We start from the raw sequence: 23,846 nt of genomic DNA, 5'->3' as shown, positions 1-23,846 counted from the left end.
TTTGTCCGTAAAAAATTGGAAAGGTAGCAGCTGCTCCAAAATTGAGGTCAATAAATGAAACGGCCCCGGTTGCATATCCTGCAACCGGGGCCGTTCGATGTTTCACATGAAACGTTTTGGAGTGCGACTCCCCTATGCGTTCTTCTGAACTTTAAAGCGCTGTTTCAGCTGTCCGCAAGCGGCGTCAATATCGTTACCACGGGAGTTACGAATCGTGGTCTCGATGCCACGGGACTCAAGACGACGCTGAAGATCCTCAACCTTATGAATCGGCGACGGCTTGAGCGGGCTGCCCTCGATGTCGTTAAGTTGAATCAGGTTAACGTGGCACAGCGTTCCCTCGCAGAAGTCGCAGAGTGCCTGCATCTCGGGATTCGTATCGTTGACGCCTTCGATCATGGCATACTCATAGGTCGGGCGGCGGCCAGTCTTCTCGGTGTAGAGCTGAAGCGCCTCGTGAAGGCGAAGCAGCGTGTACTTCTTAACACCGGGCATGAGCTTATTGCGCGTCGACTGGATGGCGGAATGCAGGGAAACGGCAAGCGTGAACTGCTCGGGGATATCGGCAAATTTGAGAATACCGGGAATAACGCCGCTGGTAGAGACGGTGAGGTGACGAGCGCCGATACCGATGCCATCGGGGTCGTTGAGGATACGCAATGCCTTGAGAACCTCGTCGTAGTTGGCAAACGGCTCGCCCTGGCCCATGAAGACAACGCTTGTGGCACGCTCGCCAAAGTCGTTGGATACATGAAGCACCTGGTCGACGATCTCTTGAGCAGTCAGAGAGCGCTTGAGGCCGTTGAGACCGGTAGCGCAAAAGGCACAGCCCATGCCGCAGCCTGCCTGGGTGGAAACGCAGACGGAAAGCTTGTTACGACGGGGCATGCCGACAGTCTCGACGGAAATGCCATCGTGGTACTCGAGCAGATACTTGCGCGAGCCATCTTTGGAAACCTGCTTGGTGAGTTCAGTCGGCGTATCAAAGGCAAAAGCCTCTTTAAGCTGCTCACGGAAAGCCTTGGGGAGGTTGGTCATATCGTCAAACGAACAAACGTTCTTCTCGAAGACCCATTCGATGAGCTGCTTCGCGCGGAAGGCAGGCTGGCCAAGTTCGGTCACGAGCTCGCGAATATCGTTTTGGCTCAAGTCGCGAATGTCCTGAGATTTAGTCCTGGGATTCATGGAAGCCTTTCGATTTTGGGGAAACGTAGAGGGTATCGCTACAATATGGTATCAGCTGCAGAAATTATAGAGGAGGAGTCTGCCCATGCCGGGTAAAAGCCTAGAGAACATGCACGTAGCGGTCTTGGCGGGCGGTCATTCCGCTGAGCGCGAGATCTCGCTCAATTCGGGAAAGAACGTCGTGGCTGCCTTGAAGGAGGCCGGCTACACTTCGGTGGAGCTGATCGACACGGCTGCCGATGATTTTATGGTAACCATGGCGACCGGCGGTTTCGATGTGGCATTTATCGCCATGCACGGCGCCGGCGGTGAGGATGGCGCCATGCAGGGTGCCATGGAGACCCTGGGTATCCCCTACACGGCCTCGGGCGTACTTGCCAGCGCCTGCGGTGCCGACAAGGAGGTCTCTAAGCTCCTATACGCCAAGGCGGGCATTCCCATTGCCCCCGGCCTTGCGCTCGAGGTGGGCGATGAAGTCGATATCGATCATATCGTCGAGGTTTGTGGCGAGCGCTGCTTTGTGAAGCCGGCCGTCAACGGTTCCAGCTATGGCATTTCCCTGGTCCATGAGCCCTCCGAGCTGCCCTCGGCAATCGCCAAGGCGTTTGAGTACGGCGACAAAGTGCTGGTCGAGAAGTGCATCGAGGGTACCGAGATCACCGTCGGCGTATACGGCGAAGATGACGTGCGCGCCCTGCCGATTGTCGAGATTCGTAAGCCCGAGGACTGCGAGTTCTACGATCTGGACGTGAAGTATGTCGACCCTACGGATATCCATCGCATTCCGGCGCAGATTTCACCCGAGAATTACGCTCGTGCCCAGGAGCTTGCCTGTGCCGCTCACAAGGCGCTCGGTTGCCTGGGCATCTCGCGCAGCGACTTTATTGTGAGCGAGGACGGCCCCGTTATCCTCGAGACCAATACCATTCCCGGCATGACCGATACGTCGCTGTATCCGGATGAGATCCGCCACACCGATGACATGACGTTCCCGCAGGTCTGTGACAGTCTGATCCGTATGGGCCTTCGTCGAGCGGGCATTGCATGCTAATCGAGGACGCGGTTTCGTCAGGAACGCCGCAGTTTGTCATCGACTCCTATGCCACGCTTGCCGACCGCGCCAAAACGCAGTCCTTCGGCCTTATCGAAGAAGATGTGATTGTCCTCGATACCGAGACCACGGGTCTTTCGGTGCAGGACAACGAGCTGATCGAGATCTCGGCGGCCCGTCTTTCGGGCCGCGAGGTCATCGACCGCTTCGATACCTTCGTGCATCCCAAACAGCTGATTCCCGCCGAGATTACCGAGCTCACGAGCATTACAAATGCCGATGTGGCAGATGCCCCGTCGGCGGTTGAGGCCGTCGCCGCTCTCGCCGATTTTGTCGGTGGCTGCCCGGTGATCGCACACAACGCCACGTTCGACCGCTCGTTTATCGAGTCGGTCAAAGGCGGCGTCAACGTGAGCGATATTTGGATCGATTCGCTGGCGCTGTCGCGCATCGCGCTTCCGCGCCTGGCCTCGCACAAGCTGTCTTTTATGGCCGATCTGTTTGGCTGTGACTCGGTGTCACACCGTGCCAATGCCGACGTCGACGCCCTGTGTGGCGTATGGCGCGTGTTGCTCGTGGCGCTCACCGACTTGCCCCAGGGCCTCATGGCGCGCCTAGCCGACATGCACCCGGATGTGCCTTGGTCCTATCGTCCTATATTCTCATTCTTGGCGGGACAGAACCCTGGTTCTATCTTCTCTCTCAGCGCCGCTCGTGCTGACGTTCTCAAGGCCGATCGCGCCGACGATCGGGTGGACGCCGACGAACTGCCGGTCCTCAAGATGCCGAGTCGTGAGGAGATTGAGGCAGACTATGCGCCGGGTGGCCTGGTCAATCGCATGTATCCCACCTACGAGCCGCGTGATGAGCAGATCGCGATGGCGCTCGAGGTCCGCGATGCGCTGGTCACGGGCACTCATCGTGTAATTGAGGCGGGCACAGGCGTCGGCAAATCGATGGCCTATCTGGTGCCTTTTGCCGAGGCAGCACGCCGTAACAACATCACGGTTGGTATTGCGACCAAATCGAACAATCTTGCCGACCAGCTCATGTACCATGAGCTGCCAAAACTTGCCGAGCAACTGAACGGTGGTCTGTCATTTTGCGCTCTCAAGGGGTATGACCACTATCCGTGCCTGCGCAAGCTCGAGCGCATGAGCCGCGGCCAGGTCGAGATTACCACCAAGCGCGATCCGGCGGACACGCTCACGGCGGTCGCGGTCATTATGGCGTACGTCTGCCAATCAGCCGATGGCGACCTCGACTCGCTCGGCATTCGGTGGCGCAGCGTCAACCGCCCCGACTTTACGACGGCCTCGCGCGAGTGTGCCCGTCGCCTCTGCCCGTTTTTCCCTGATAAATGTTTGGTCCACGGTGCTCGCCGTCGTGCGGCGCATGCCGATGTGGTGGTCACCAACCATTCCCTGCTGTTCCGCAATGTCGCGGCTGAGGGCAGGATTTTACCCCCGATTCGTCATTGGGTAATCGACGAGGCCCATTCCATCGAGCGCGAGGCGCGCCGCCAGTGGGCGCGCGTGGTGTCGGCGGACGAATCACGCGTTCTGTTTGAGCGCCTGGGTGGCTCGAGCACCGGCGCGCTAAGCCAGGTTTCCCGTGATTTGGCAACCTCCGAGGGCTCTACGCTCTATTTGGGCCTTACTGCCAAGGCGACGTCGACGGTTGCGCGCGCGAGCATGGCAATCGCCGACGTGTTCGATGGCGTTCGCGAGCTCGGCCGCCGTGCCCGTGGGGGTTATGACAATGCCAATCTATGGATTGGCCCCGAGTTGCGCGAATCTGACGACTGGCATGATTTCTTACAGTCGGCCTACACAGCCATCGACGCATTGGAACAAGCTGACAAAAGCGTCGAGGCGCTGGTGCAAGCCGTCGCCGCCGACAAGCCCGAGGTTGTTGTCGACCCGGGTGATATCTCGCGCCGCCTGCACGAGCTGGTCGAGAACCTCAAACTTATCATTGATGGCACCGATGAACACTACGTATATTCGCTGCAGGTCAATCGCAGGTTGCGTGCCGGCGGAGAGTCAGTGACCGCAGAGCGCATCGACATTGGCGAGGCCTTGGCAACCGAGTGGCTGCCCGAGGTTCACACGGCTATCTTTGCCTCGGCAACCATGACGGTGTCCAAAAGCTTTGAGCACTTCAACCATGCTGTCGGCCTCGATCGCATCGGTGCTTCAACATCCTCATCGCTGCACTTGGACTCGAGCTACGACTTCGATTCGAACATGGCTGTAGTCGTTGCGGGCGATATCCCCGATCCGCGCGATCGTGAGAGCTATCTTACGGCGCTCGAGCGCGTGCTGGTCGACGCCCATCTTGCCATGGGCGGATCGGTGCTCACGTTGTTCACCAATCGGCGCGACATGGAAGACCTGTACGTCCGCGTTGAGCCCAAGATGGCCCGTGCGGGTCTGGAGCTCAACTGCCAGCAGCGCAACTCATCTCCTCGTCGCCTGCGCGACCGGTTTATCAACGAGCCGACCTCGTCGCTTTTTGCGCTTAAGGCCTTCTGGGAGGGGTTTGACGCCAGCGGCGAGACGCTGCGTTGCGTCATCATTCCCAAGCTGCCGTTCTCGAGCCCCACGGACCCGCTCTCGTGCGAGCGCAACCTGCGCGAAGACCGCGCTTGGGCGCGCTATTCGCTGCCCGAGGCGGTGCTCGAGGTTAAGCAGGCGGCCGGCCGCCTTATCCGCTCGTCGACCGATTGCGGCGTGCTGATTCTGGCCGACCCGCGCCTGGTGACGAAGGGCTACGGGAAGAAGTTCTTAACGTCGCTGCCCACGAGCTCCTACCAGCGCATCGAATCGGCGCAGATCGGGCACTATCTGCAACTGTGGCGCGCACGTCACGAGCGGCGGCGCTAAAGCGGACAGACGAGGGTTTTTGCCATATCGCACAGACGCTTTGACAGGGCGGGGTCATCCAAGATGCGGATGGCTCCGCCCGCTGCGATTATCTGGCTCAGTAGCCAACGCTCGGAGCCGTAATGCACGGTTACCGTTGCCGTGTCTGCCCCGCCGCGCTCGATGAGGGTGATGCCGGCCCAGTCCAGATGCTCCGCCATATCGAATGGCATCAGGAGCTTTGCGCTACGCTGCGTCCGGGCAAGGGAATCGTGGAGGGATGCGACGTCCGGTGCGTGAGGCACGACGGAGTCTTCCGTCAAGGTGAGTCCCTCGATTTTATCCATGCGATAGGTGCGCTGCTCATCGACCGCGATGTCCCAGGCAATTAGGTATGTTTGGTCGCCGTTTACCGTAATGCGCAAGGGGTCGACCAGACGCTCGCGTGGCCGCGCATCGTCCATCGAGCGATACGAGATGCGGCAGCGAACGCCGTCCTGAATGGCGCAGCTCAGCTGCTGCCAGTGCGACCCGTGGTTGACGGTGTCAAAGACGCGCTGGTTATAGCCGAGCTCTTCGGGCAGAAGAGCATGTCGAATCCGAGCCGCCGCCTGGGGCTCGATCCCCAACGATTCAAGTTCATGGTTGAGCACAGCGCCTTCGGCGGCACTCAGGCGCAGCGGTAGCACACGCCCGGCGTCACCGGTGAGGACCACACGCTCGCCGCGGCATTCGCAGATGATGCGCGCGCCCGATTCTCGGTCCGCGAGCGTCGAGACGATCTCGAGAATCTCGTCGAGCGACACCCCCGTGATGTCAAAGCGGCTGCAAATCTCGGTTCGTGTCATGCCGTTCTCGCCGGCGGCGTAGAGGGCCTCCATGATGTCGATGGCGCGCGAGAGTCTCTGCTCGCTGGTGAGTTTACGCACGGGCATGCTCATGCACCGTCCTTTCAATGAGGTGGTTCCACGCCTGCTTGAGCGATTTGGGGGCCATGGGCCTCATGCCGTCCGTGGCGTGGGCCATGCAAAATGAGGCGGCGGCTTCAAGGTCACGCACGTCAACGGTCCAGGTCCATCCCGCATCGGTGTGTGCGAGCTCACCTCGCCCGCGCGTGAGGCCGTTGATCATATCGATCTGCGTCTGAGGGGCGAACGAGAACGTGGCTGCAACGGGCGGTCGGTCGGCAAAATCGAATTCAAAGAACAGATAGTCGTTGAGATTGAAGTCCGCGGGGATGGCGTAGGCCTTCGAAGGACGCCAGGCGCGAACGATACGGTCGCAGCGGAATGTCCTGATGTCGTCGGTGACATTGTCGAGGCCGCAGAAGTACGCCACGCCCTCGCGCTCGAACATGCCGTAGACGCAGACGGTACGTTCTTTCTGCTCGCCGCGTCCGTTCTGATATAAAAATCGCAGCGCGCACCGCTCGGCAAAGGCGCTCCATACCGCATCGACGGTGGGAGAGCGGCGGATCGGTGCATCGTCCACCGCCGACATGCCGGTGAGGTAGGCAATCTTGGAGCGAATATCGGCAAGCGGCGCGGCAAAGGTGGATGAGCCGGCCGCTAACGTCTGGTCGATGGCGTTGAGCAGGATATCGGCGTCGTCTGCGGTGATGAGGCCGCCTGCAGCAAACGTGTGCTCGCGGTCGATTGTCCACGAGCTTTCCTCGGTCTCCTGCGCACCGGCGGGGCGAACCTCCTTGATTAAGATGCCACGCTCGAGCAGTTTGTCACGATCGCGCCGAAACTTGCGCTTATCCGAGTCGATATTGCCCGAGCCATATCCCAGGTCAGAATCCAAGACGATCTGCTCGGTCGTCAGCGGTTCGGGGGAGCTGTTGAGCACAAAGAAAAGATTGAGGATGCGCTGAGCCGTTTTATCGAAACTTGGCTCCGAATTCCCCTTTTTAATTGTCGCGGTCGCGTCGCTTGCCGTCATAGAGTCCTCGCATGAGAAGGTGGTTTGCTGCCATGATTTTAGTCCGATATGGAGATTAGGCTATATCCTTGTCCGCTCGGGGCGTTAAGATGGCCCGAATTCGGTCGTTTGCGCTCGCTCGGGGTATACTTTCGACTATATACGGTTCTAATGTGCAAGCATTGGGCCTATTTGTCGGATTATGGATGTGGAGCGCACATGGCGAACACCCAGAACTATATTAACCACCTGCTGCAGAACACCGGCATTACGCCGGCATGCAGCGAAGAAGAGCGCTTGGCTGCCGAGGATATCGCTCAGATCTTCCGCAACCACGGCTTTGATCCCGAGGTTCAGGAGTTCAATGCCCCGGCGCCCAGTAGATTGGCATTTGCCGTTACCGGCATCCTTGCGTTTGCCGGCGCCCTGCTGATGGGCATCGGCGGCGGTATCGGCTTGGTCGGCACCTTGCTGGCCATTGTCGGTGCCGTGCTCTACGTGCTCGAGCGCACGGGCCACCCCGTGGTTTCGCGCCTGGGCAAGACGGGCGTGAGCCAAAATGTCATCGCCTACCACAAGGCCTCGGGCCCGCTTGCGTCTCCGCGCAACCGCCCGGTGGTCGTTGTCGCACACTACGACTCTCCCCGCGCTGAGCTGCTCGCCCGCGAGCCTTATGCTTCGTATCGTGCGCTCATCGCCAAGCTGTTGCCCGTTGCCACGGTTGCCCCCGCTGCCGTTGCCATCCTGCGTATCCTGCCGCTCCCCGGCGCGCTCAAGGTTCTGCTGTGGATTGTCGCGATCCTCGCTTCCCTCGTTGCACTTGCCAACGCGGCAAACATCATCTCTAACCGCCACATTCTTCCCTATACGTCCGGCGCGGTGTGCAACAAGTCTTCTGTCGCCGCCATGCTCGGCGTCATGGACAACGTTGCTCCCTTCCAGGGCGAAAACGAGTTTCCCGACGATGTTCCGTTCGATACCTATTTTGGGGAGCAGAAGCGTCGTGCCGAAGAAATGGCGCGCGCAGCGGCGGAGTATGCCGCGGCCCAGCAGCAAAACGACTACGGCAACACCATCGAGTACGAAGAGCCTACCTACGCCGAGGACGAGTTCGGTCAGCCGACTGCTCCTGACGCTCAGACCGAGCCCGAACAGGGTGAGGCTTTCGACGAGCAGATCGAGGGCTTTGAGGGTGCGTCTGCCGACGAGACGCTGATTGGCGCCATTGTGCCCGAGGATCAGAATCAGGCTGTCCAGGCCGAAGAGTTCAATGACGAGGTTCCCGCTGCCGAGCCGGCGGAGGAGCCTGCCGCGGCCGAGCCCAAGCTCTATCGCAATGCCGCCGGCAACATCCGCTTTGGTTCGGATGCCATCCGTGCGCTCGGAATGCTTCCCGAGTCCTGCACGCTCGATTACGAGGAGGGCGAGGAGCCGACGTTTGAGCCCGAGCCTGCCCCCGTTGTCACCGTGGATGATGAGTCTGCCGCGGTTACCGCTGCCGAGCCCGAGGCGGTGTCCGCGATTGATCCCGCGGCAGGACTGGACATTTTGGCTCCCGCCGCGCCGGCGCAAGACGTTGCGGACGAGTCTGACGACGATTACGTTGAACAGCCGAGGCGCGTGTCTTACGAGAGCGATACTGATTTCTCGGCCGAGATTCCCGCGGCAACGCCCCATGCCGATATTGCATCCGCGTTCTCTTCGATTGGCGCCGGCGCTTCCAACTTCTTTAAGGGTGCGCTTGCAAAGGGCAAGAAATTTGTCGACGATTTCGAGGAGAAGCGCGCTGCCGCACGCGAGGCTGCCGAGCAGGAGGCTATCGCTCAGCAGCAGGCAGCCGAGGCGGCACGTGAGCGCGCGGCGCAAGAGTTCGAGCAGAACGAGGCTATGCAGTCCGGGCCCGTCGACGCTGCCGAAGCTACGACGTCCTTTGAGTCCCAGCAACCGGCGTCCGCGGATGTTGTTGAGGCGACGACGTCTTTCGAGGCTCAGCAGCACGTCGATAGCACCATGTCGTTTGATGCCGCGAAGTTCGATTCCACGATAACGTTTGAAAAGCAAGGCACCGCGATTGCCGAGCCCCTTCCTGCTTCCGATGAGCAGGACGACGCGGCAGACGATGACGAGCCCATTGATGCTGCCGAAATCCAAGATGCCGCCGAGGACGAGCCCGTCGAGGCCAACTTTGACGAAGAGCAATACGCGACAGCCGAGCAAGATGATTCGACCGAGGTCGAGCAGGAGGGAGTGCCTGCGGTTTCCGAGGCTCCCGAGATAGATGAGTCGAGGCCTTACTCCACGCAGATTTTCACCATGCCGACCCCGAGTGGTTCCGGTGCCACGGTTGCCGATGTTGCTCCCACCCAGGACGAAACGGTCGATTCCCTTATGGCCCAGATTTCTTCCCAGGCATCACCGCGTCCGCAGATGAATGTTCCCGATCCGGCGTCGGCTCCGTCGCCTGCACCTTCCTCGTCTCCGCTGGCTTCGGTCCCCGATCCGTCGCTGCCGTCGATGAAGCAGGCAAACGTTGCGTCTCGCACGTCGCTGTTCGACCTTCCCGATCCCTCCGCACAGGCCAACGACCCCTTTGCTACCGCTCAGGGTCCCGAACCCACATCGGCACCCGTTGCGCCTCCTATGCCCGTTGTGTCGGGCGCTCAGCCGATCGAGACCATTTCGGCTCCCGCCCCGGCGGCACCCAAGTCTCGCAAGCGCGGCCTGGGCGGCCTGTTCGGTCGTAAAAAGAAAAACGAACAGGACAGCATGAGTGACTGGCTGGGCGTCGAAGACGATTACGATGCCAAGAAGTCCGGTCGCGGCATCGGTTCGTGGGATAATTTCGAGGACGATAACGATGGCTGGAAGGGCGGCGCTACGTCTTCCGACGGCGCTTCTTCCGAAGATATGCTCTCGGCTGTCGCCTCTATGGGCGATGATGAGCTGCTCGGTCACGATATCTGGTTTGTGGCAACGGGCGCCTCGGATTGTGATGGCGCTGGTATGAAGGCCTTCTTGGCTTCACATCGCGACAAGCTCCGCGGCGTATTCTTCATCAATCTTGAATCCGTCGGCGCCGGTAGGCTTTCGGTGGTGACGGTCGAGGGCGAACAGCAGCTGCTCAAGGGCGATCGCCGCATCATGAACCTGGTCAGCAAGGTGTGCAAGTCGTTCCATGTCGATTGTGGCGCGCTCGAGATGCCCTATGCCAAGACCGATGCCTATGCCGCGCTCGAGGCGAGCCGCCGAGCCCTCACCATCGCCGGCGTGGACGGCACGCGTCTGGCTTGCGCTCGTACCGAGGACGACCTGCCCCACAATGTCAACCCGACGAACATTGCCACGGTATCCGAGGTCGTGACCGAGGTTATCCGCCGTTCGTAGACGGAGCTCTAAGGAGTCAACGTGTTTTCGTATATTAAGCGCCATTGGCCTGTCTACGTGATTTTGACCTTGATTGCCATTGCGTTAGGGTTTGGAGCTGCCTACATCGTGGGCGCGAAGGGCTCGACCCCCGCCTCCGCAATCAGCGAAGAGGTGGAGCAAGAACAGAGCACGGGTGCCGATGGGATTCCTGAGTCCGAGCAAGCAATCGTTGATGGTGGATCTTCGTCTGCAGAGTAGATGCGGCGATTTAAATGATTGAAAGCGGGCGAGCCGGGGGACTGGCTCGCCCGCTTTTTCATCGCTCTAGCGCTTCTTTGGGATTGACCTAAGGCGAGCGAACCATAGGGCTGCGGCACCCGAGGTCAGGAGCGCGGTGATGCAAGCGGCGATGGGAGCTGATCCTGTTGCCGGTAGGTCCTGCGGTAGGGTACAGCGTTGAATGACACTGTCCTCGTCATGTGACTCAAGTTTATCGCCGCCGCCGTTGCGGCAAAGATCGACGCGTGCGCTGTTGGTGAGTGCAGTTTGGGGTGTGTAAGCCGACGTTGCCTGCATGTGCACGACTGCGCCCCGAGCATCTGTGCCAAGGATTGCTTTGGCATCGTCAAGGTCGTCGTGCTCATCTTTGAGATCATCACGGGTCCAAGAATCCGTATCGCTTCGAGTCGTAAAGTCGGCGGCTAACGCACCGTATTCAATGCGAATGCCCGTCACGACGGTATTGGATGCAAGGTCGAGTTCTTTCGCCTCGAGTGTGGCGGATTCCGTGGTCGAGACATCCGCCTTCCAGAGGTGCCAGCCGTCGTAATCGACGAGGCGGCAATCTTCACCCAGACTCTCTTTTACTTCGTCGGACTCAAGCCAAGGATTTTCGTGCCCATCGCCAAGAGTCGCGTTTGCCGGCTCATCGACGTCTGTCGAGTCCAACGGCGTCGTGCGATACCACACGTTGCACAGACCGTTGAGGTCGCCGATGGCGACGGGGGTTTCGATTGAGACGAATCTCGCCGTGCCGTCTTTGGCGCACTCAAGATCATCGGTAATCGTAAACTCATCAACCCAAGTAGCGGAATCGTTTCGAGCATCGATGGTATAGGAGAAAAGCCCATCCGTATTGGTTTGCATCGCGCCGCGGTTTTTTCCATCGCCGTTAGCCAACAGACCCTTCCCGATAGGTTGGACAAGTTCCTGACGCTTGTCGACCTGTCCTTTGATCTCGATGGGCGCATCCTTCATCGCGACGGATTGGACTTCTCTCGTATCCTTTATTTCAAACGTTATCTCCTCGGCAAGGTCATAGGTCCGCGGAGACATCGTTTCGCGCAACGAGTAGGTGCCGGGTGCAAGATGTTCGATGCGGTGCGGCTTGTCGGATGAGGTCCAGGAGTCTATTTCGGTTTTATCGGGACCATATAAGGTGAGCTGTGCGCCTTTCACTTCCTGCTCTCCGCTTGCATCGACCTTGGAGATATCAACCTTGGTGTAATCGTCGGATACGTTAAGCCGTGCTTCCACAACGGGTGTTTTCTGGTCGGCATAGGTAAGGTCGACGATATGATGCGTCCGGTCGAGCAAGAAGCCGGTCGGCGCTTGAGTCTCGACAACCTCGTAGCGTGCGGTGCCAGATCCCAGCGGGAGGTCGTCCGCGCGTGCTTCTCCAGTTTCATCCGTCGTGACGGTAGCGACAGCCTCGCCGTCGAGCGCGGCAATGCTACCGTCGGGGCGCACGATATCACCTGAGGCACGGATCTCAAAGATGGCGCCCGCGAGGCTGCTGCCGTCTACGGCATCGGTTTTAACGATCCTGATGTTTCCGGTCGCGGCGTGGTCATAATACGAGACGATTGCAACGGGCGTTAGGTTTATATCGGCGGGTATGTTTACCTCGATCTCTCCGCCGACAAGATAGGGCTCTTTGGCCGAGGTTTCGCGTACATAATAGGTGCCCGGCACGAGCGATTCGGGCAGTGTGACGGTGCCGGTCGCGTCAGTCGTAAAGGTGTCCATTACGTTATGTGCTGGATACCAGCATGTTTGTGAGACAGGTTTGTGATTGCTGTCGAGGAGTTGGAAGGTGAATCCGGCTAGGGGAACAGAGGCGCCTGTTTGGGCATCGCGTTTTACAATCTGGAGATGCGTCGACAGAGCGTGGTTGTCCACGATATATTGAAGCTCGGCGCCGTCGGAAATCTGATTGGCCTCGACGGTCCATTCCCCCGCACGTTTAAAACCCTCGGGGACGGTTTCCGGAACCTCACGAACCGTGTAGCCGGCGCGGTCGTATGGGACGGCTCCGTGGACACCGGCTGGTCGCTTGCCTGTGCCGAACCATGCTTCGGGCTGGTCTTTGGTGGAGGCAAAGCCATAGATGTTTGTAGTCAGTGTGCCAACAACCTGCTGAGAGCTGTTACTGACAACCTCAAAGACAACATCTCCTGCCGGCTGCTCCAGGCCGGATTGATCGCTATTGCCGTAGTCCTTGAATTTGGAAATCTCAAGGTCAAACGCAATGGGGATATTGGAAACGCGAGATTCGATCTCGACCACGCCTGAATCGCCGAGTTGGTCGGCTCCAACGGTGTAAGACCAACTGTCACCGGAGGGCAAATAGCCCTCGGGCGCCTTCGATTCATAGATGGTAAAGGTTCCCAGGGGGACATCGGTGAGGGTAGCTCGACCGCTTTCATCGGTCCTGAGAGTTTGTGTCCATCCAGGGGTTGATTGCGATACGCACACGAATTCTGCTCCTGCGAGCGAAGCTCCAACTTGGGGGCCTGCATTCGTTGCGGCGTCGAGCTTTACAATGCGCAAGGTAATGGTGCCGGGTTGTTCATCAATGGTGACGTATCCGCCGTTATTCGTCGTGGTAAAGGCAATGCGATCGTGCAGGGGGATATAACCAGCTGGCGCTGTTGTCTCAACTAGGTAGTATGCCGTGTTGGGTAGGAGTGTTGCCTGCGCTCGACCGTTGCTGTCCATCTGGACGGTGCCGACACGCGCGCCGCTGGCGCTCTCAAAAACATCGAATGTTGCCCCGTCAAACTGATAAGTATTGTTTCCGCTGGTAATGGCAGCGTTTGCAGACTGCTTTTGGAAGGAAACAGAGACCGCCGGCAGTACATAGAGCATGTCTTGACGTTTGCTGCCGCCCGATACGGTTCCTATATAGCGCCGCGCGCGGTGCGGAGCGGCTTTGATGCTTCCTGATTTTGCGCTGTCGTGGAGCCACCGCGCAGCCGCCACGACTTCATTGTCGGCGGTAAAGTGCCCGCTCTTGGTTTTGCCCTGAGCGGTTGTGTAGGAGTAGGTGCCGTCGACATGGGTAGTGCCGTTGAGCATCCATACGGCAAGCTGGGTGGCGGCGCGGGCGCGATCGGGTGAAAGATGGTAACCGCCAAACGACGTGGCGGTAGGATATCCGTGACAAACGATTGCCGCGAACTCGTCGTCGAGCCACACCCAGCCTTGATCAAAGTTGAGCCATGGGCCGCCCGGCTTGGTGGGGCCGGGGCGCTCCTGGTTCATGCAGTAGGCAATCGAGGCGTCTTGAGCTTCATACTTGCCGATGAAGAAGGGCCCACAATCATCGCTAATAGTGCGGAAGCCGAGCTGGTCGTAGCCATCGACGGCAAATGCGGCTCCCGGTGCCAGACAGCCGAAAAGCAGGAAGAGGAGCAGGAGCAGCGGACCTGTTGCGATTGCGCTGTGGACAGAGTGCGTGGGTGCGTTGGACATGGCTGCTCCTTATCCCTCGTGCGCCGCATGGGGAGGTTGCGACGCGTAGGATGAGGCTACCCCCGAGGTTCATGCGGGTAAGTACCGGAGCCTGACCAAAAGCTTGCCCAATTCCTGACAAATTGAGCTCAAATACAACAATCAGGCAAAAGCGCGGGTAGAAGATAAGGAGAACAGGAGGCCAAAGGTCCTCGTCTCCACAATTGATGCGATTTTCAAACGAATCTCCACAGCTAAAACAAGCATCGCCACCCTTGTATCGAACAAGACAACCGCGTTATACTAGCCAACACACAAGCGGGCATCGCCAAGTGGTAAGGCATCAGCTTCCCAAGCTGACACTCGCGGGTTCGAGTCCCGTTGCCCGCTCCAGAAAAAGTAAAAGCACGACACCGTTCCGGTGCCGTGCTTTTTTCAATAAAGCGCCGGGACTCGAACCCGCCAGGGTGCGAGCGTAAAACAAACGCGAAGCGTTTGTAGCGAGCAGGCGAAGGCGCCGGCAGGCGCCTGAAGCCGGTGCGGATTTGCGAAGCAAATACGCGGACGTCCCGTTGCCCGCTCCATCGAGCGCGGGAGACTTTGGGGCGGCCAATTCAACAAAGTCTTCCCCATCGTCTCCGTGAATCCGAGGAGATCGACCGCAGCCGGTGCGGATTTGCGAAGCAAATACGCGGACGTCCCGTTGCCCGCTCCAATTCCAAAATGTTAGGTTAATGCCTGCTGCCCATACTTGCACCTGCGCACGGTACAATGGTTGGGTTACGACCAACGTGCCAATAACCAAAAAGGAGCCGCTATGATCGATCGCTATACCCGCCCGGAGATGGGACACATCTTCTCCCTCGAGAACAAGTACGCCATTTGGCAGGAGATCGAGGTCCTGGCCTGTGAGGCCCAGGCGGAGCTCGGCAAGATCGGCATTTCTAAAGACGAAGCCCAGTGGATCCGCGACCATGCCAACTTTGAGAAGGCAAAGGTCGACGAGATCGAGGAGGTCACGCGCCACGATGTCATCGCCTTCCTGACCAACATGAAGGAGTACATCGACGCCGATGTTCCCGAGGGCGACCCCAAGCCCAGCCGCTGGGTTCACTATGGCATGACCAGCTCCGATTTGGGCGACACGGCTCTGTGCTACCAGCTCACCCAGGCCTGCGACTTGATCATCGAGGACGTCAAGAAGCTCGGCGAGATTTGCAAGCGTCGCGCCTTTGAGGAGCGCAACACGCTCTGTGCCGGCCGCACTCATGGCATCCACGCCGAGCCGATGACCTTCGGCATGAAGTTCGGCTCTTGGGCCTGGGAACTCAAGCGCGATCTGGATCGTCTTGAGGACGCCCGCAAGAACGTTGCCTTCGGTGCCATCTCGGGCGCTGTTGGCACGTACAGCTCCATCGAACCGTTTGTCGAGGAGTATGTCTGCGAGCACCTGGGTCTGGTTCACGACCCGCTGTCCACGCAGGTTATCAGCCGCGACCATCACGCCTATCTCGCCGGCGTTCTCGCCACCACCGCGGCCACCTGTGAGCGCATCGCTACCGAGGTTCGCAATCTGCAGAAGACCGATACGCTCGAGGCCGAGGAGCCGTTCCGTAAGGGCCAAAAGGGCAGCTCCGCCATGCCGCACAAGCGCAACCCCATCACCATGGAGAAGGTCTGCGGTCTGTCGCGCGTCGTGAAGTCCAACGCCCAGGTTGCCTTCGATAACGTCGCCCTGTGGCACGAGCGTGACATTTCGCACTCCTCTGCCGAGCGTGTCGCCCAGGCCGACAGCTTCATCGCCCTCGACCACATGTTCCAGTGCCTCATCCGCGTTATCGACGGCCTGCAGCTGTACCCTGCCCGCATGATGGCCAACCTCAATAAGACCCGCGGCCTCATCTTCTCCTCCAAGGTGCTGCTGGCCCTCGTCGATACGGGCATCACCCGCGAGGACGCGTACGCCATTGTGCAGGAGAACGCCATGGCAACCTGGCATGAGGTACAGGATTGTGTCTCCGGCCCCACCTTTAAGGAGCGTCTCGAGGCCGACCCGCGCTGCACCGTCAGTCAGGAGAAGCTCGACGAGATCTTTGATCCGTGGGACTTCCTCACCCGTATCGACACGGTCTTTGATCGTCTGGAGCAGCTGAGCTTCGAGTAGGTTCGGGCATAACGTTAGCTTTTTAGGGCGCTTTGCTGGTAATGTGTGTTGCCGGCAAAGCGCCTCGTTGCATTTAGGGAAAGACGGGGATAATAGTCGTCTCGAATAACATTCTGAGAGGGGATCGCATGATTTCGTTTGATTACAAGCCGCAGGGTGTATGCTCTCGCAATATTCACCTCAATCTCTCTGACGATGGCAGCAAGGTGCTGGGCGTTGAGTTTACCGGCGGCTGCGATGGCAACCTCAAGGCCATCTCCAAACTGGTCGAGGGCGCTCCTGCCGACCGTGTGATCGAGGTTCTTGCCGGCAATACCTGCGGCATGAAGAAGACCTCTTGCGCCGATCAGCTTACGCGCGCTATCGAGGCCGCTCGCGCCGAGATCGCCTAATGGGTATCGCCGACCACATCAAGAACGGAATATCGCGCCGCGGCTTTGTGCTCGGTGGAGCTGCCGCGGGCGCTGCCACGGTGCTTGCCGGATGTTCGAAAAAAACAGGCACCAGTGATGATGCCGCTGGCGAGCCGCAGGTTATCAAGGACGATTCGAAGATTGTCTCGATCACTGATGAGTACGAGGCAGTTGACATCGATCTTGAGCCGGCGGCATCGTGGACGCTGCCGCTGGGCACGTTGCTGTACTACTGCGATGGTGACTATGCTGCGGCAATGATGGCGCCCGCATCGGCACTGCACGCCAACACGCTCGGCGTGCTCAACCTGGGCGATGGCTCGCTTACCACATTAATTGAGAATCCTATCGAGGGCACGGGATATGCTTTTTACGATGTCCGTGCCGGCGACGGCGTGTTTGCGTGGGTTGAGATGAACTTTGCCAGTTCATCGTGGAAGCTCTACGCTCAAAATCTGTCGGGCGCTTCGCTCTCTGGCGACGTGGTTGAGCTCGATCGAGGTGGCAAGGACTACGATCCGCCACTGTTTACGGCGTTCGGGTCATCAGCCATCTGGTATAAAATGCCTTCGGCAGGCGGCAATAAAACGAGTAGTGATTCGTTTTGCTATCGTCGCTCGCTTGATGAATCCAAGGCCGAGACAATTTGGAAATCGACGGGCCGCTTTGCGTCGGCCCCGCGCGTGAGCGACGGCATTTTGACCATCTCGCCGCGTGTCCGCAACGACGAGGGCGTCTACTACGGCATAACGGCAATCGATCTGACCGATGGCAACAACACCAAACGTGCCCAGCTAGTCCTTCCCTCGTCAGTCTCGCCTTTCGAGGCCGTATATATGGGCGATACCTTCGTGTTTTCTATCGAGGCGACCTATAGTGGCGTGGGCAGCCTGGGCAACATGGGCACGTATATCGGTAATGAGGGAGGGCCATACCTCTTCCTGTCCCGCGAGCCACTCGCATGTGCTGCCGGCAAGAAGAATAAATATCTCGTTAAGGTACAGGTATCGCATTTTCTCATCGACACCTCTGCCAAGACCTATGGCTCGCTACTGTCGCCCGACCGCGCTTTGGAATATGGCGATTATCCAGCTACGGCGGGAAAATCGGACTCATTTCTTACGTACGCCACGGTGCGCAACAGCCAGGGTATACCCGAGACGGTCACCGCACGCCTATTCTCTCTTTAAGCTTAGAGGGGTTAAAAAGGCGCCAACAGGGGAATAAACGCGTTGTAATTGTGAGTACCGCCCGCCGAGCTGCCGCGTCATAGTGGCATCCGGCGGGCTCAGGTGCGTTAAAATGGGCTTGTTCTTAGCTGATTGAGACAGGGGGGCCGTGTTATGGCTTCAGATGCAAAAAAGATTCTGCTGGTCGAGGATGAGAAGGCAATCCGTGACGCCGTCGCTGCCTATCTCGAGCGCGAAGGCTACTGGGTTGTGGGTGTCGGCGACGGCCAGTCCGCGATCGAGGAGTTCGAGAAGCATCAGTTCGACCTGGTCGTGCTCGACCTTATGCTCCCCAAGATCCCCGGCGAGCGCGTTTGCCGCACCATTCGCGATACCTCGGATGTCCCCATCATCATGCTGACTGCCAAGGGCGAGATCGAGGACCGTATTATCGGTCTTGAGCTCGGCGCCGACGACTATCTGATTAAGCCGTTCTCGCCGCGCGAGCTTGTCGCGCGCGTTCGCGCTTTGTTCCGCCGTGCCCATCAGGCCGACGAGCCAGCCGTCGAGGTACTCGACTTCGGCGATCTGGTCATCGATATCTCGGGCCACAAGATCTTGGTCGAGGGCAAGGAAGTCGATCTGACGGCTTCCGAGTTCAAGCTGCTCACCACGCTTGCTCGTCATCCCGGCCGTGTCTACAACCGTATGGAGCTGGTCGAGAAGGTGCTTGGGTACGACTTTGAGGGCTATGAGCGCACCATCGATAGCCACGTGAAGAACCTTCGCGCCAAGCTGGGCGATGATCCCAAGAAGCCCAAGTGGCTCTACACCGTTCATGGTGTCGGCTATCGCTTCGAGGCTCCGGCCAAGACCGATAAGTCGGACGAGAAATAGGGAAATCACATATGACACCTGCGCGCTTTGAAATCGGACAAAAGCACAAGCAGGAGAGCGAGGCGGGTTCCAAGGCTAGTTGGAACACGCCTCGCTCCGATTCAAGGCCAACGATGAGCTATCCCTCGCGCATGGCACTTGCTTTTGCTCTGACATCGCTCATGACGGTATTGGTGCTGGTGGGCGTGGTCTCTGTTGTGTGGGGCACGGTCTTTTCGGATTACACGCGCTCCAATATCGTCGAAATCGCAAATTCCGCTGCCGAAAAGCTTGCGACGTCGTATGAGGAAAACGGCAATTGGACTGCGGGCGAGCTACGTACGGTCGCGACATCGAGTTTGGTGTCCGACGATTTGGGTATGCAGGTCGTCAACAAGAAAGGCGTTGTCGTTTATGACGACTCATGGCCTTCGGCAAGCGCGACCGCCGATGTGCGCGAGAACGAATCGCCGTCGAGCAGCTCGAGCGGGAAAAAAGCATCGCATAGTCCGGTCTCGTCGGCTCCCACCGGCTCCGATAGCGTTGCAAACGTCGAAATCATAACGTCTTCCGGCGAGCATGTCGGACAAGTAAAGCTGTGGGCCATCGGCTCCGATGCCTTGCTCACCAAGGCAGATTCTGCGTTTAGGGAGAAGACCTTTAACGCCATGGCCCTTGCTGCGGTTGTTGCAGTTTGCATTTCGGTCGTTATCGGATCACTCGTGTCGCGCATGCTCACCAAGCCGATTCACCGTATTACCAGCACGGCCAAGCAAATTCGCGATGGCGATCTGTCTGCTCGTACGGGCTTGCGCGGCGATGACGAGATCGATCAACTGGGCGAGACATTCGATGAGATGGCCACTTCGCTCGAGAAGGATATGAAACACGAGAAACGTTTGACCTCGGACGTGGCTCACGAACTTCGCACGCCGCTTATGGCCATGCTCGCAACGGTCGAGGCCATGCAGGATGGCGTATATCCTACCGACGATGAGCACTTGGAGACTGTTGCTTCCGAGACGCGTCGCCTGGCTCGTCTGGTGCAGCAGATGCTCGACCTGTCGCGCATGGAAAACAGCACGGCTCCGCTCAACCTTGAGCCGGTGGACATGGTTCCTTTCGTGCGTTCCATCGTCAATGCCCAGGAGCGCCTTTTTGTCGACCGCGATCTGCGCTTGCGCTTTGCTGACGAGACCCAAGGTCACGACGATGTCGTCGAAGCCGATCCCGACATGATCACACAATGCGTCATCAATCTCATGAGCAACGCCATGCGCTACACCCCCGAGGGCGGTTGGGTCGTGGTGTCGGTGCTCAGTGACCGCAAACACGTCAGCATCGCCGTTTCTGATACCGGCATCGGTATTGCCAAGGATGACTTGTCGCGCATCTTCGGCCGTTTTTGGCGCGCCGATGCCAGCCGTGCCCGTGAGGCGGGCGGTCTGGGCGTGGGCCTCGCCGTGACTAAACAGATCGTCGAGCGCCATCACGGCTACATATCCGTGGAGTCGGAGCTTGGAAAGGGTACGACTTTTACGATTCATCTGCCTCGCGAGCACACGGCGGACGCGGCATCTACTACAATGGAGCACTAGCTTTTCGCTATTCGGTGAAGGAGGGGTTTCGTCCCTGCCGCTCCGAGTTTGCGAAAACGTGCGGGAAAGAACCCGCATTACTGTCGTATTTTGGTAAGGAGTGACTCACGTGACAACGATGGAGCGTCGTCCGGATTCCCGTGGCAAGGTTCGTGATATCTACGATGCCGGTGAAAACCTGCTGATGGTCGCCACCGACCGCATTTCTGCGTTCGACTTCATTCTTCCCGACGAGATTCCGTTTAAGGGAGAGGTGCTCAACCGCATCTCGGCATTCTGGTTCGATAAGTTTGCCGACATCGTTCCCAACCACCTCGTTTCCATCGACCCGGCGGATTTCCCTGAGGAGTTTGCTGAGTATCGTGACTACCTCGCCGGCCGCGCCATGCTGGTTAAGAAGGCCCAGACGATTCCTATCGAGTGCATCGTCCGCGGCTATCTGACCGGTTCGGGCAAGAAGACCTACGACGAGAACGGCACCGTCTGCGGCATCCAGCTGCCTGAGGGCCTGACCGAGGCTTCCAAGCTTCCCGAGCCGCTGTTTACGCCGTCCACGAAGGCCGAGATCGGTGACCACGACGAGAACATCTCGTTCGAGCGTTGCTGCGAGATCGTGGGCGAGGACATCGCCACGCAGATTCGCGACCTTTCCCTCAAGATCTACAAGGCTGCCGCCGAGTATGCAGCGACCCGTGGCATCATCATTGCCGACACCAAGTTTGAGTTTGGTGTTATCGATGGCAAGGTCACGCTGATCGACGAGTGCCTCACGCCCGACTCCAGCCGTTTCTGGCCCGCAGCCAGCTACGAGGAGGGCAAGATCCAGCCTAGCTACGACAAGCAATTCGTCCGCAATTGGCTCAAGGCCAACTGGGATATGACGGGGGAGACCCCGCATCTGCCCGCCGGGGTCATCGATGGCACGTCCGAGCGCTATCGCGAGGCCTTCCAGATCATCACGGGCTCCCAGTTCACAAGCATGAAGGAGAATGCGTAAGTGAGTACCCGTAGCGCCACGAACAAGCGCACGCAATCCCACGAGGTTACCGGGGTTGCGCGCAAGTCCGCCGCATCCGCCAAGCCCGCCCGTCAGGCAGCGAGCTCTGTCCGCGTCGTGCCGGCTTCGTCTAAGGCACGCCGCAAAGAGCTCGAGAAGGGCGAGAACCTCGAGGGCCTCTCTAAAGAGGAGAAGCGCGCCCGCAAGGCTAAGCAGCGCGCCAAGGAGGATCGCATCTACACGGTGTCGAATATCCTTCTCAAGCAGGATGAGGACTACACCAAGCGCCGCCGCATCTGGTGGGCCGTGCTCACTATCGGCATGGTGCTCGTCGTGGCCATTTGGGCTTCGCTGTACTTCGCTCCCGCTGGCATGGTGTCCAGCCCTGTCCAGATGGTCGGCATCGTTTTGTCCTACGTCGTCATTTTGGGTGACTTCATCTACGACTTCGTTCGTATTCGTCCCCTGCGCAACATGTACCGCACGCAGGCCGAGGGCATGTCCGAGAACAAGCTCAACGCCCTTATCGAGCGCTCGGCTGCCGAGGAGGACAAGAAGGACTCCAAGAAGAAGTAGCGTTTGCATGCATACTTATCGCTAAGATATAAGGCGCGTCGTTTTTGCGGCGCGCCTTTTTACTGTTCTATAGATAGATGGAGTGGCACATGATTCGAGCTGCCCTGACGGGCGAAGAGGCTCTGGAGGGCATGAAGGCCCTAGAGCCCAAGATAAAAAACTATGCGCGCCTGGTTGTCCGCAAGGGCGTAAACGTCAAGCCCGGCCAGGAGGTTGTCGTTCAGTCTCCGGTCGAGTGCGCGCCGTTTGCGCGCGTGGTGGTCGCGGAGGCCTATGCCTCCGGTGCCGGTCACGTGACGGTTATTTGGGCCGATGACGCCGTGACGAGGCTCACGTACGAGCATGTCGAGAAAAGCTATTTTGAGCAGACGCCCGAGTGGAAGCGCCTGCAGCTTGATTCACTGGCCCAGGATGGTGCCTGCTTTATCTTTATCGAGGGTGCGGACCCTGCCGCTCTTAAGGGCATCGATCCCGCTAAGCCTGCTGCAGCTTCTAAGGCAAGGAACACGCAGTGCAAGGTCTTCCGCCGCGGACTGGACTACAACATCAACCCGTGGTGCATCGCCGGCGCGCCGGTCGTTGCTTGGGCGCGCGAGGTGTTCCCGGGAGACGCCGATGAGGTTGCAATCTATAAGCTGTGGAATGCGATTCTGCACACCGCTCGCGCCGATGGCCAGGACCCGGAGAGCGACTGGGAACTCCATGACGCCGCATTCGAAAAGAACCTGCGTTTCCTGAACGACAATCGTTTCGACTACCTGCATTACACCTCGGCAAATGGAACCGATCTGACGATTGGCATGACGAAAGGTCACGAGTGGGCCGGCGGCAAGGGCAAGACGCCCGATGGGCACCCCTTCTTCCCCAACATTCCCACCGAGGAAGTCTTCACCTCGCCTGATCGTATGCGTGCCGACGGTATCGTGTATTCGGCTATGCCGCTCATTCACCACGGTAACAAGGTTGACGATTTTTGGATTAAGTTCGAGGCGGGCCGCGTAGTGGACTACGATGCCCGCGTGGGTAAGGCGACGCTTGCGAGCATTATTGACACCGATGAAGGTGCCGCTCATCTGGGTGAGGTCGCGCTTATCTCCAAGAACACGCCGATCCGTGAAAGTGGCGTTCTATTCTATGACACGCTCTATGATGAGAACGCCAGCTGCCATCTCGCGCTAGGTGTCGGTTTCCCCGAATGTATCGAGGGTGGGTATGACATGTCCAAGGAAGAGCTCCTGGAGCATGGCGTTAACGTCTCGAGCACGCACGTCGATTTTATGATTGGCACGGACGACATCGATATTACGGGCATTACGCCTGATGGACGTGAAGTTGTGATTTTCCAGAACGGCCAATGGAGTTGGGAATAGTCCCAGACCGTGGTACAATGCCACCCGCGGGCCGTTAGCTCAGCTGGCAGAGCAGGGGACTTTTAATCCCAAGGTCCAGGGTTCGAACCCCTGACGGCCCACCATAGAATGGAAAAGCGACTGGCGGATACCGGCCGCTTTTTTGTTGCCGCGACGCGGGTTCGAACCCGAACTTCTCTATATATAAGAACGCTTGGCGAACAAAACCTGCCTTTTACCGACGGGAAACAAATAGCTGATGCTTTTGGAGTAAAGTGGCGCTCCAGAGATGACCGATGCCTTAACACCTATAAACCAGCTGGTCATCGCCAATATCAGAAGCCAATGCTTCAGTTTTAACCTCAGTGATGCGACTGAGGGACCTATTCATTTGTGAACAAAATATGGAGTGCGCGATTCCCGCCCCCGGCGCCCCTCCGGTCTGGCAATATATCTCCTTGCCGCGCGGCCCGGTCGGACCGGATCAGCCGCCAGGCGTGCACCTTGAGAACCGGATACTGCGAGGATGGACACTTACTTCAGTGTCGCATCCGGGCAGACATCGAACCATTTGAAA

At 58.7% G+C, this 23,846-nt stretch carries 16 protein-coding genes and 2 tRNA genes; 14 read left to right on the top strand and 4 right to left on the bottom strand.

Annotation, left to right across the window (positions count from 1 at the left end; genetic code table 11):
• Positions 1–132: 132 nt before the first annotated feature.
• Positions 133–1,185: a 23S rRNA (adenine(2503)-C(2))-methyltransferase RlmN gene (gene rlmN, locus DW195_RS03710; RefSeq protein WP_118205893.1), complete on the bottom strand. Its 1,053-nt coding sequence runs from the start codon at positions 1,183–1,185 to the stop codon at positions 133–135.
• Positions 1,186–1,270: 85 nt separating this feature from the next.
• Between rlmN and DW195_RS03705 the strand changes: the two genes are divergently transcribed.
• Both DW195_RS03705 and DW195_RS03700 read left to right on the top strand, forming a co-directional pair.
• Positions 1,271–2,236 (top strand): D-alanine--D-alanine ligase, encoded by a 966-nt coding sequence (locus DW195_RS03705; protein WP_118205892.1) that lies wholly within the window; start codon positions 1,271–1,273, stop codon positions 2,234–2,236.
• Positions 2,230–5,124 (top strand): helicase C-terminal domain-containing protein, encoded by a 2,895-nt coding sequence (locus tag DW195_RS03700; protein ID WP_118205891.1) that lies wholly within the window; start codon positions 2,230–2,232, stop codon positions 5,122–5,124. Before DW195_RS03705 ends, DW195_RS03700 begins: the two co-directional genes overlap by 7 nt.
• On the opposite strand, the gene DW195_RS03695 is transcribed toward DW195_RS03700, so the two are convergent.
• On the bottom strand, positions 5,121–6,044 hold the full coding sequence (locus DW195_RS03695; protein WP_117803437.1) for a YafY family protein: 924 nt from the start codon (positions 6,042–6,044) through the stop codon (positions 5,121–5,123). The two genes, DW195_RS03700 and DW195_RS03695, sit on opposite strands and share 4 nt — an antisense overlap.
• A complete protein-coding gene (locus DW195_RS03690) occupies positions 6,025–7,047 on the bottom strand; it encodes a YafY family protein (RefSeq protein WP_117640637.1) in 1,023 nt (340 codons plus the stop codon). Before DW195_RS03690 ends, DW195_RS03695 begins: the two co-directional genes overlap by 20 nt.
• Before the next feature lie 198 nt (positions 7,048–7,245).
• Between DW195_RS03690 and DW195_RS03685 the strand changes: the two genes are divergently transcribed.
• Positions 7,246–10,410: a hypothetical protein gene (locus DW195_RS03685; RefSeq protein ID WP_118205890.1), complete on the top strand. Its 3,165-nt coding sequence runs from the start codon at positions 7,246–7,248 to the stop codon at positions 10,408–10,410.
• Between the two features lie 21 nt (positions 10,411–10,431).
• Positions 10,432–10,650 (top strand): hypothetical protein, encoded by a 219-nt coding sequence (locus DW195_RS03680; protein WP_022094153.1) that lies wholly within the window; start codon positions 10,432–10,434, stop codon positions 10,648–10,650.
• Positions 10,651–10,716: 66 nt separating this feature from the next.
• Here the strand turns inward: DW195_RS03680 and DW195_RS03675 are convergent, their stop codons facing one another.
• Positions 10,717–14,148, bottom strand: a complete 3,432-nt coding sequence (locus tag DW195_RS03675) for a SpaA isopeptide-forming pilin-related protein (protein WP_118205889.1) — start codon at positions 14,146–14,148, stop codon at positions 10,717–10,719.
• A gap of 297 nt (positions 14,149–14,445) precedes the next feature.
• Between DW195_RS03675 and DW195_RS03670 the strand changes: the two genes are divergently transcribed.
• From DW195_RS03670 to DW195_RS03625, 10 genes are all read left to right on the top strand, one after another.
• Positions 14,446–14,520: transfer RNA gene (locus DW195_RS03670), tRNA-Gly, on the top strand.
• A 424-nt stretch (positions 14,521–14,944) separates the two neighbouring features.
• Positions 14,945–16,291 (top strand): adenylosuccinate lyase, encoded by a 1,347-nt coding sequence (gene purB / locus DW195_RS03665; RefSeq protein WP_055251306.1) that lies wholly within the window; start codon positions 14,945–14,947, stop codon positions 16,289–16,291.
• A gap of 128 nt (positions 16,292–16,419) precedes the next feature.
• On the top strand, positions 16,420–16,683 hold the full coding sequence (locus DW195_RS03660; RefSeq protein ID WP_089572560.1) for a TIGR03905 family TSCPD domain-containing protein: 264 nt from the start codon (positions 16,420–16,422) through the stop codon (positions 16,681–16,683).
• Complete coding sequence (locus tag DW195_RS03655) at positions 16,683–17,894, top strand: twin-arginine translocation signal domain-containing protein (RefSeq protein ID WP_118205888.1); 1,212 nt, start codon at positions 16,683–16,685, stop codon at positions 17,892–17,894. Before DW195_RS03660 ends, DW195_RS03655 begins: the two co-directional genes overlap by 1 nt.
• Before the next feature lie 153 nt (positions 17,895–18,047).
• Positions 18,048–18,770 carry a response regulator transcription factor gene (locus DW195_RS03650; protein ID WP_006236208.1) on the top strand — a complete coding sequence of 241 codons (723 nt, stop codon included), beginning with the start codon at positions 18,048–18,050 and terminating at the stop codon, positions 18,768–18,770.
• Between the two features lie 113 nt (positions 18,771–18,883).
• On the top strand, positions 18,884–20,347 hold the full coding sequence (locus DW195_RS03645; protein WP_370215083.1) for a sensor histidine kinase: 1,464 nt from the start codon (positions 18,884–18,886) through the stop codon (positions 20,345–20,347).
• Between the two features lie 118 nt (positions 20,348–20,465).
• Positions 20,466–21,344, top strand: a complete 879-nt coding sequence (locus tag DW195_RS03640) for a phosphoribosylaminoimidazolesuccinocarboxamide synthase (RefSeq protein WP_118205887.1) — start codon at positions 20,466–20,468, stop codon at positions 21,342–21,344.
• Positions 21,345–21,920, top strand: coding sequence for a hypothetical protein (locus DW195_RS03635; protein ID WP_055251296.1), 576 nt, complete (start codon positions 21,345–21,347; stop codon positions 21,918–21,920).
• A gap of 89 nt (positions 21,921–22,009) precedes the next feature.
• The gene (locus DW195_RS03630) at positions 22,010–23,290 is read left to right on the top strand and encodes an aminopeptidase (protein WP_117798119.1); all 1,281 of its coding nucleotides are present in this window, start codon (positions 22,010–22,012) and stop codon (positions 23,288–23,290) included.
• Positions 23,291–23,318: 28 nt separating this feature from the next.
• Positions 23,319–23,394 (top strand) — tRNA-Lys (locus DW195_RS03625).
• Positions 23,395–23,846 lie beyond the last annotated feature (452 nt).

It is taken from the genome of Collinsella sp. AM17-1 (assembly GCF_003470665.1).
Lineage (GTDB): Bacteria > Actinomycetota > Coriobacteriia > Coriobacteriales > Coriobacteriaceae > Collinsella.
This window is presented reverse-complemented; position numbering and strand designations above follow the sequence as displayed.

Bases quoted from the DNA above. Each gene is read 5' to 3' on its own strand.
- DW195_RS03645 (WP_370215083.1), top strand. From the start codon at position 18,884: ATGAGCTATCCCTCGCGCATGGCACTTGCTTTTGCTCTGACATCGCTC.
- DW195_RS03640 (WP_118205887.1), top strand. From the start codon at position 20,466: ATGGAGCGTCGTCCGGATTCCCGTGGCAAGGTTCGTGATATCTACGAT.
- DW195_RS03675 (WP_118205889.1), bottom strand. From the start codon at position 14,148: ATGTCCAACGCACCCACGCACTCTGTCCACAGCGCAATCGCAACAGGT.
- DW195_RS03655 (WP_118205888.1), top strand. From the start codon at position 16,683: ATGGGTATCGCCGACCACATCAAGAACGGAATATCGCGCCGCGGCTTT.
- DW195_RS03660 (WP_089572560.1), top strand. From the start codon at position 16,420: ATGATTTCGTTTGATTACAAGCCGCAGGGTGTATGCTCTCGCAATATT.
- DW195_RS03650 (WP_006236208.1), top strand. From the start codon at position 18,048: ATGGCTTCAGATGCAAAAAAGATTCTGCTGGTCGAGGATGAGAAGGCA.
- DW195_RS03695 (WP_117803437.1), bottom strand. From the start codon at position 6,044: ATGAGCATGCCCGTGCGTAAACTCACCAGCGAGCAGAGACTCTCGCGC.
- DW195_RS03630 (WP_117798119.1), top strand. From the start codon at position 22,010: ATGATTCGAGCTGCCCTGACGGGCGAAGAGGCTCTGGAGGGCATGAAG.
- DW195_RS03700 (WP_118205891.1), top strand. From the start codon at position 2,230: ATGCTAATCGAGGACGCGGTTTCGTCAGGAACGCCGCAGTTTGTCATC.
- DW195_RS03690 (WP_117640637.1), bottom strand. From the start codon at position 7,047: ATGACGGCAAGCGACGCGACCGCGACAATTAAAAAGGGGAATTCGGAG.
- purB (WP_055251306.1), top strand. From the start codon at position 14,945: ATGATCGATCGCTATACCCGCCCGGAGATGGGACACATCTTCTCCCTC.
- rlmN (WP_118205893.1), bottom strand. From the start codon at position 1,185: ATGAATCCCAGGACTAAATCTCAGGACATTCGCGACTTGAGCCAAAAC.
- DW195_RS03685 (WP_118205890.1), top strand. From the start codon at position 7,246: ATGGCGAACACCCAGAACTATATTAACCACCTGCTGCAGAACACCGGC.
- DW195_RS03705 (WP_118205892.1), top strand. From the start codon at position 1,271: ATGCCGGGTAAAAGCCTAGAGAACATGCACGTAGCGGTCTTGGCGGGC.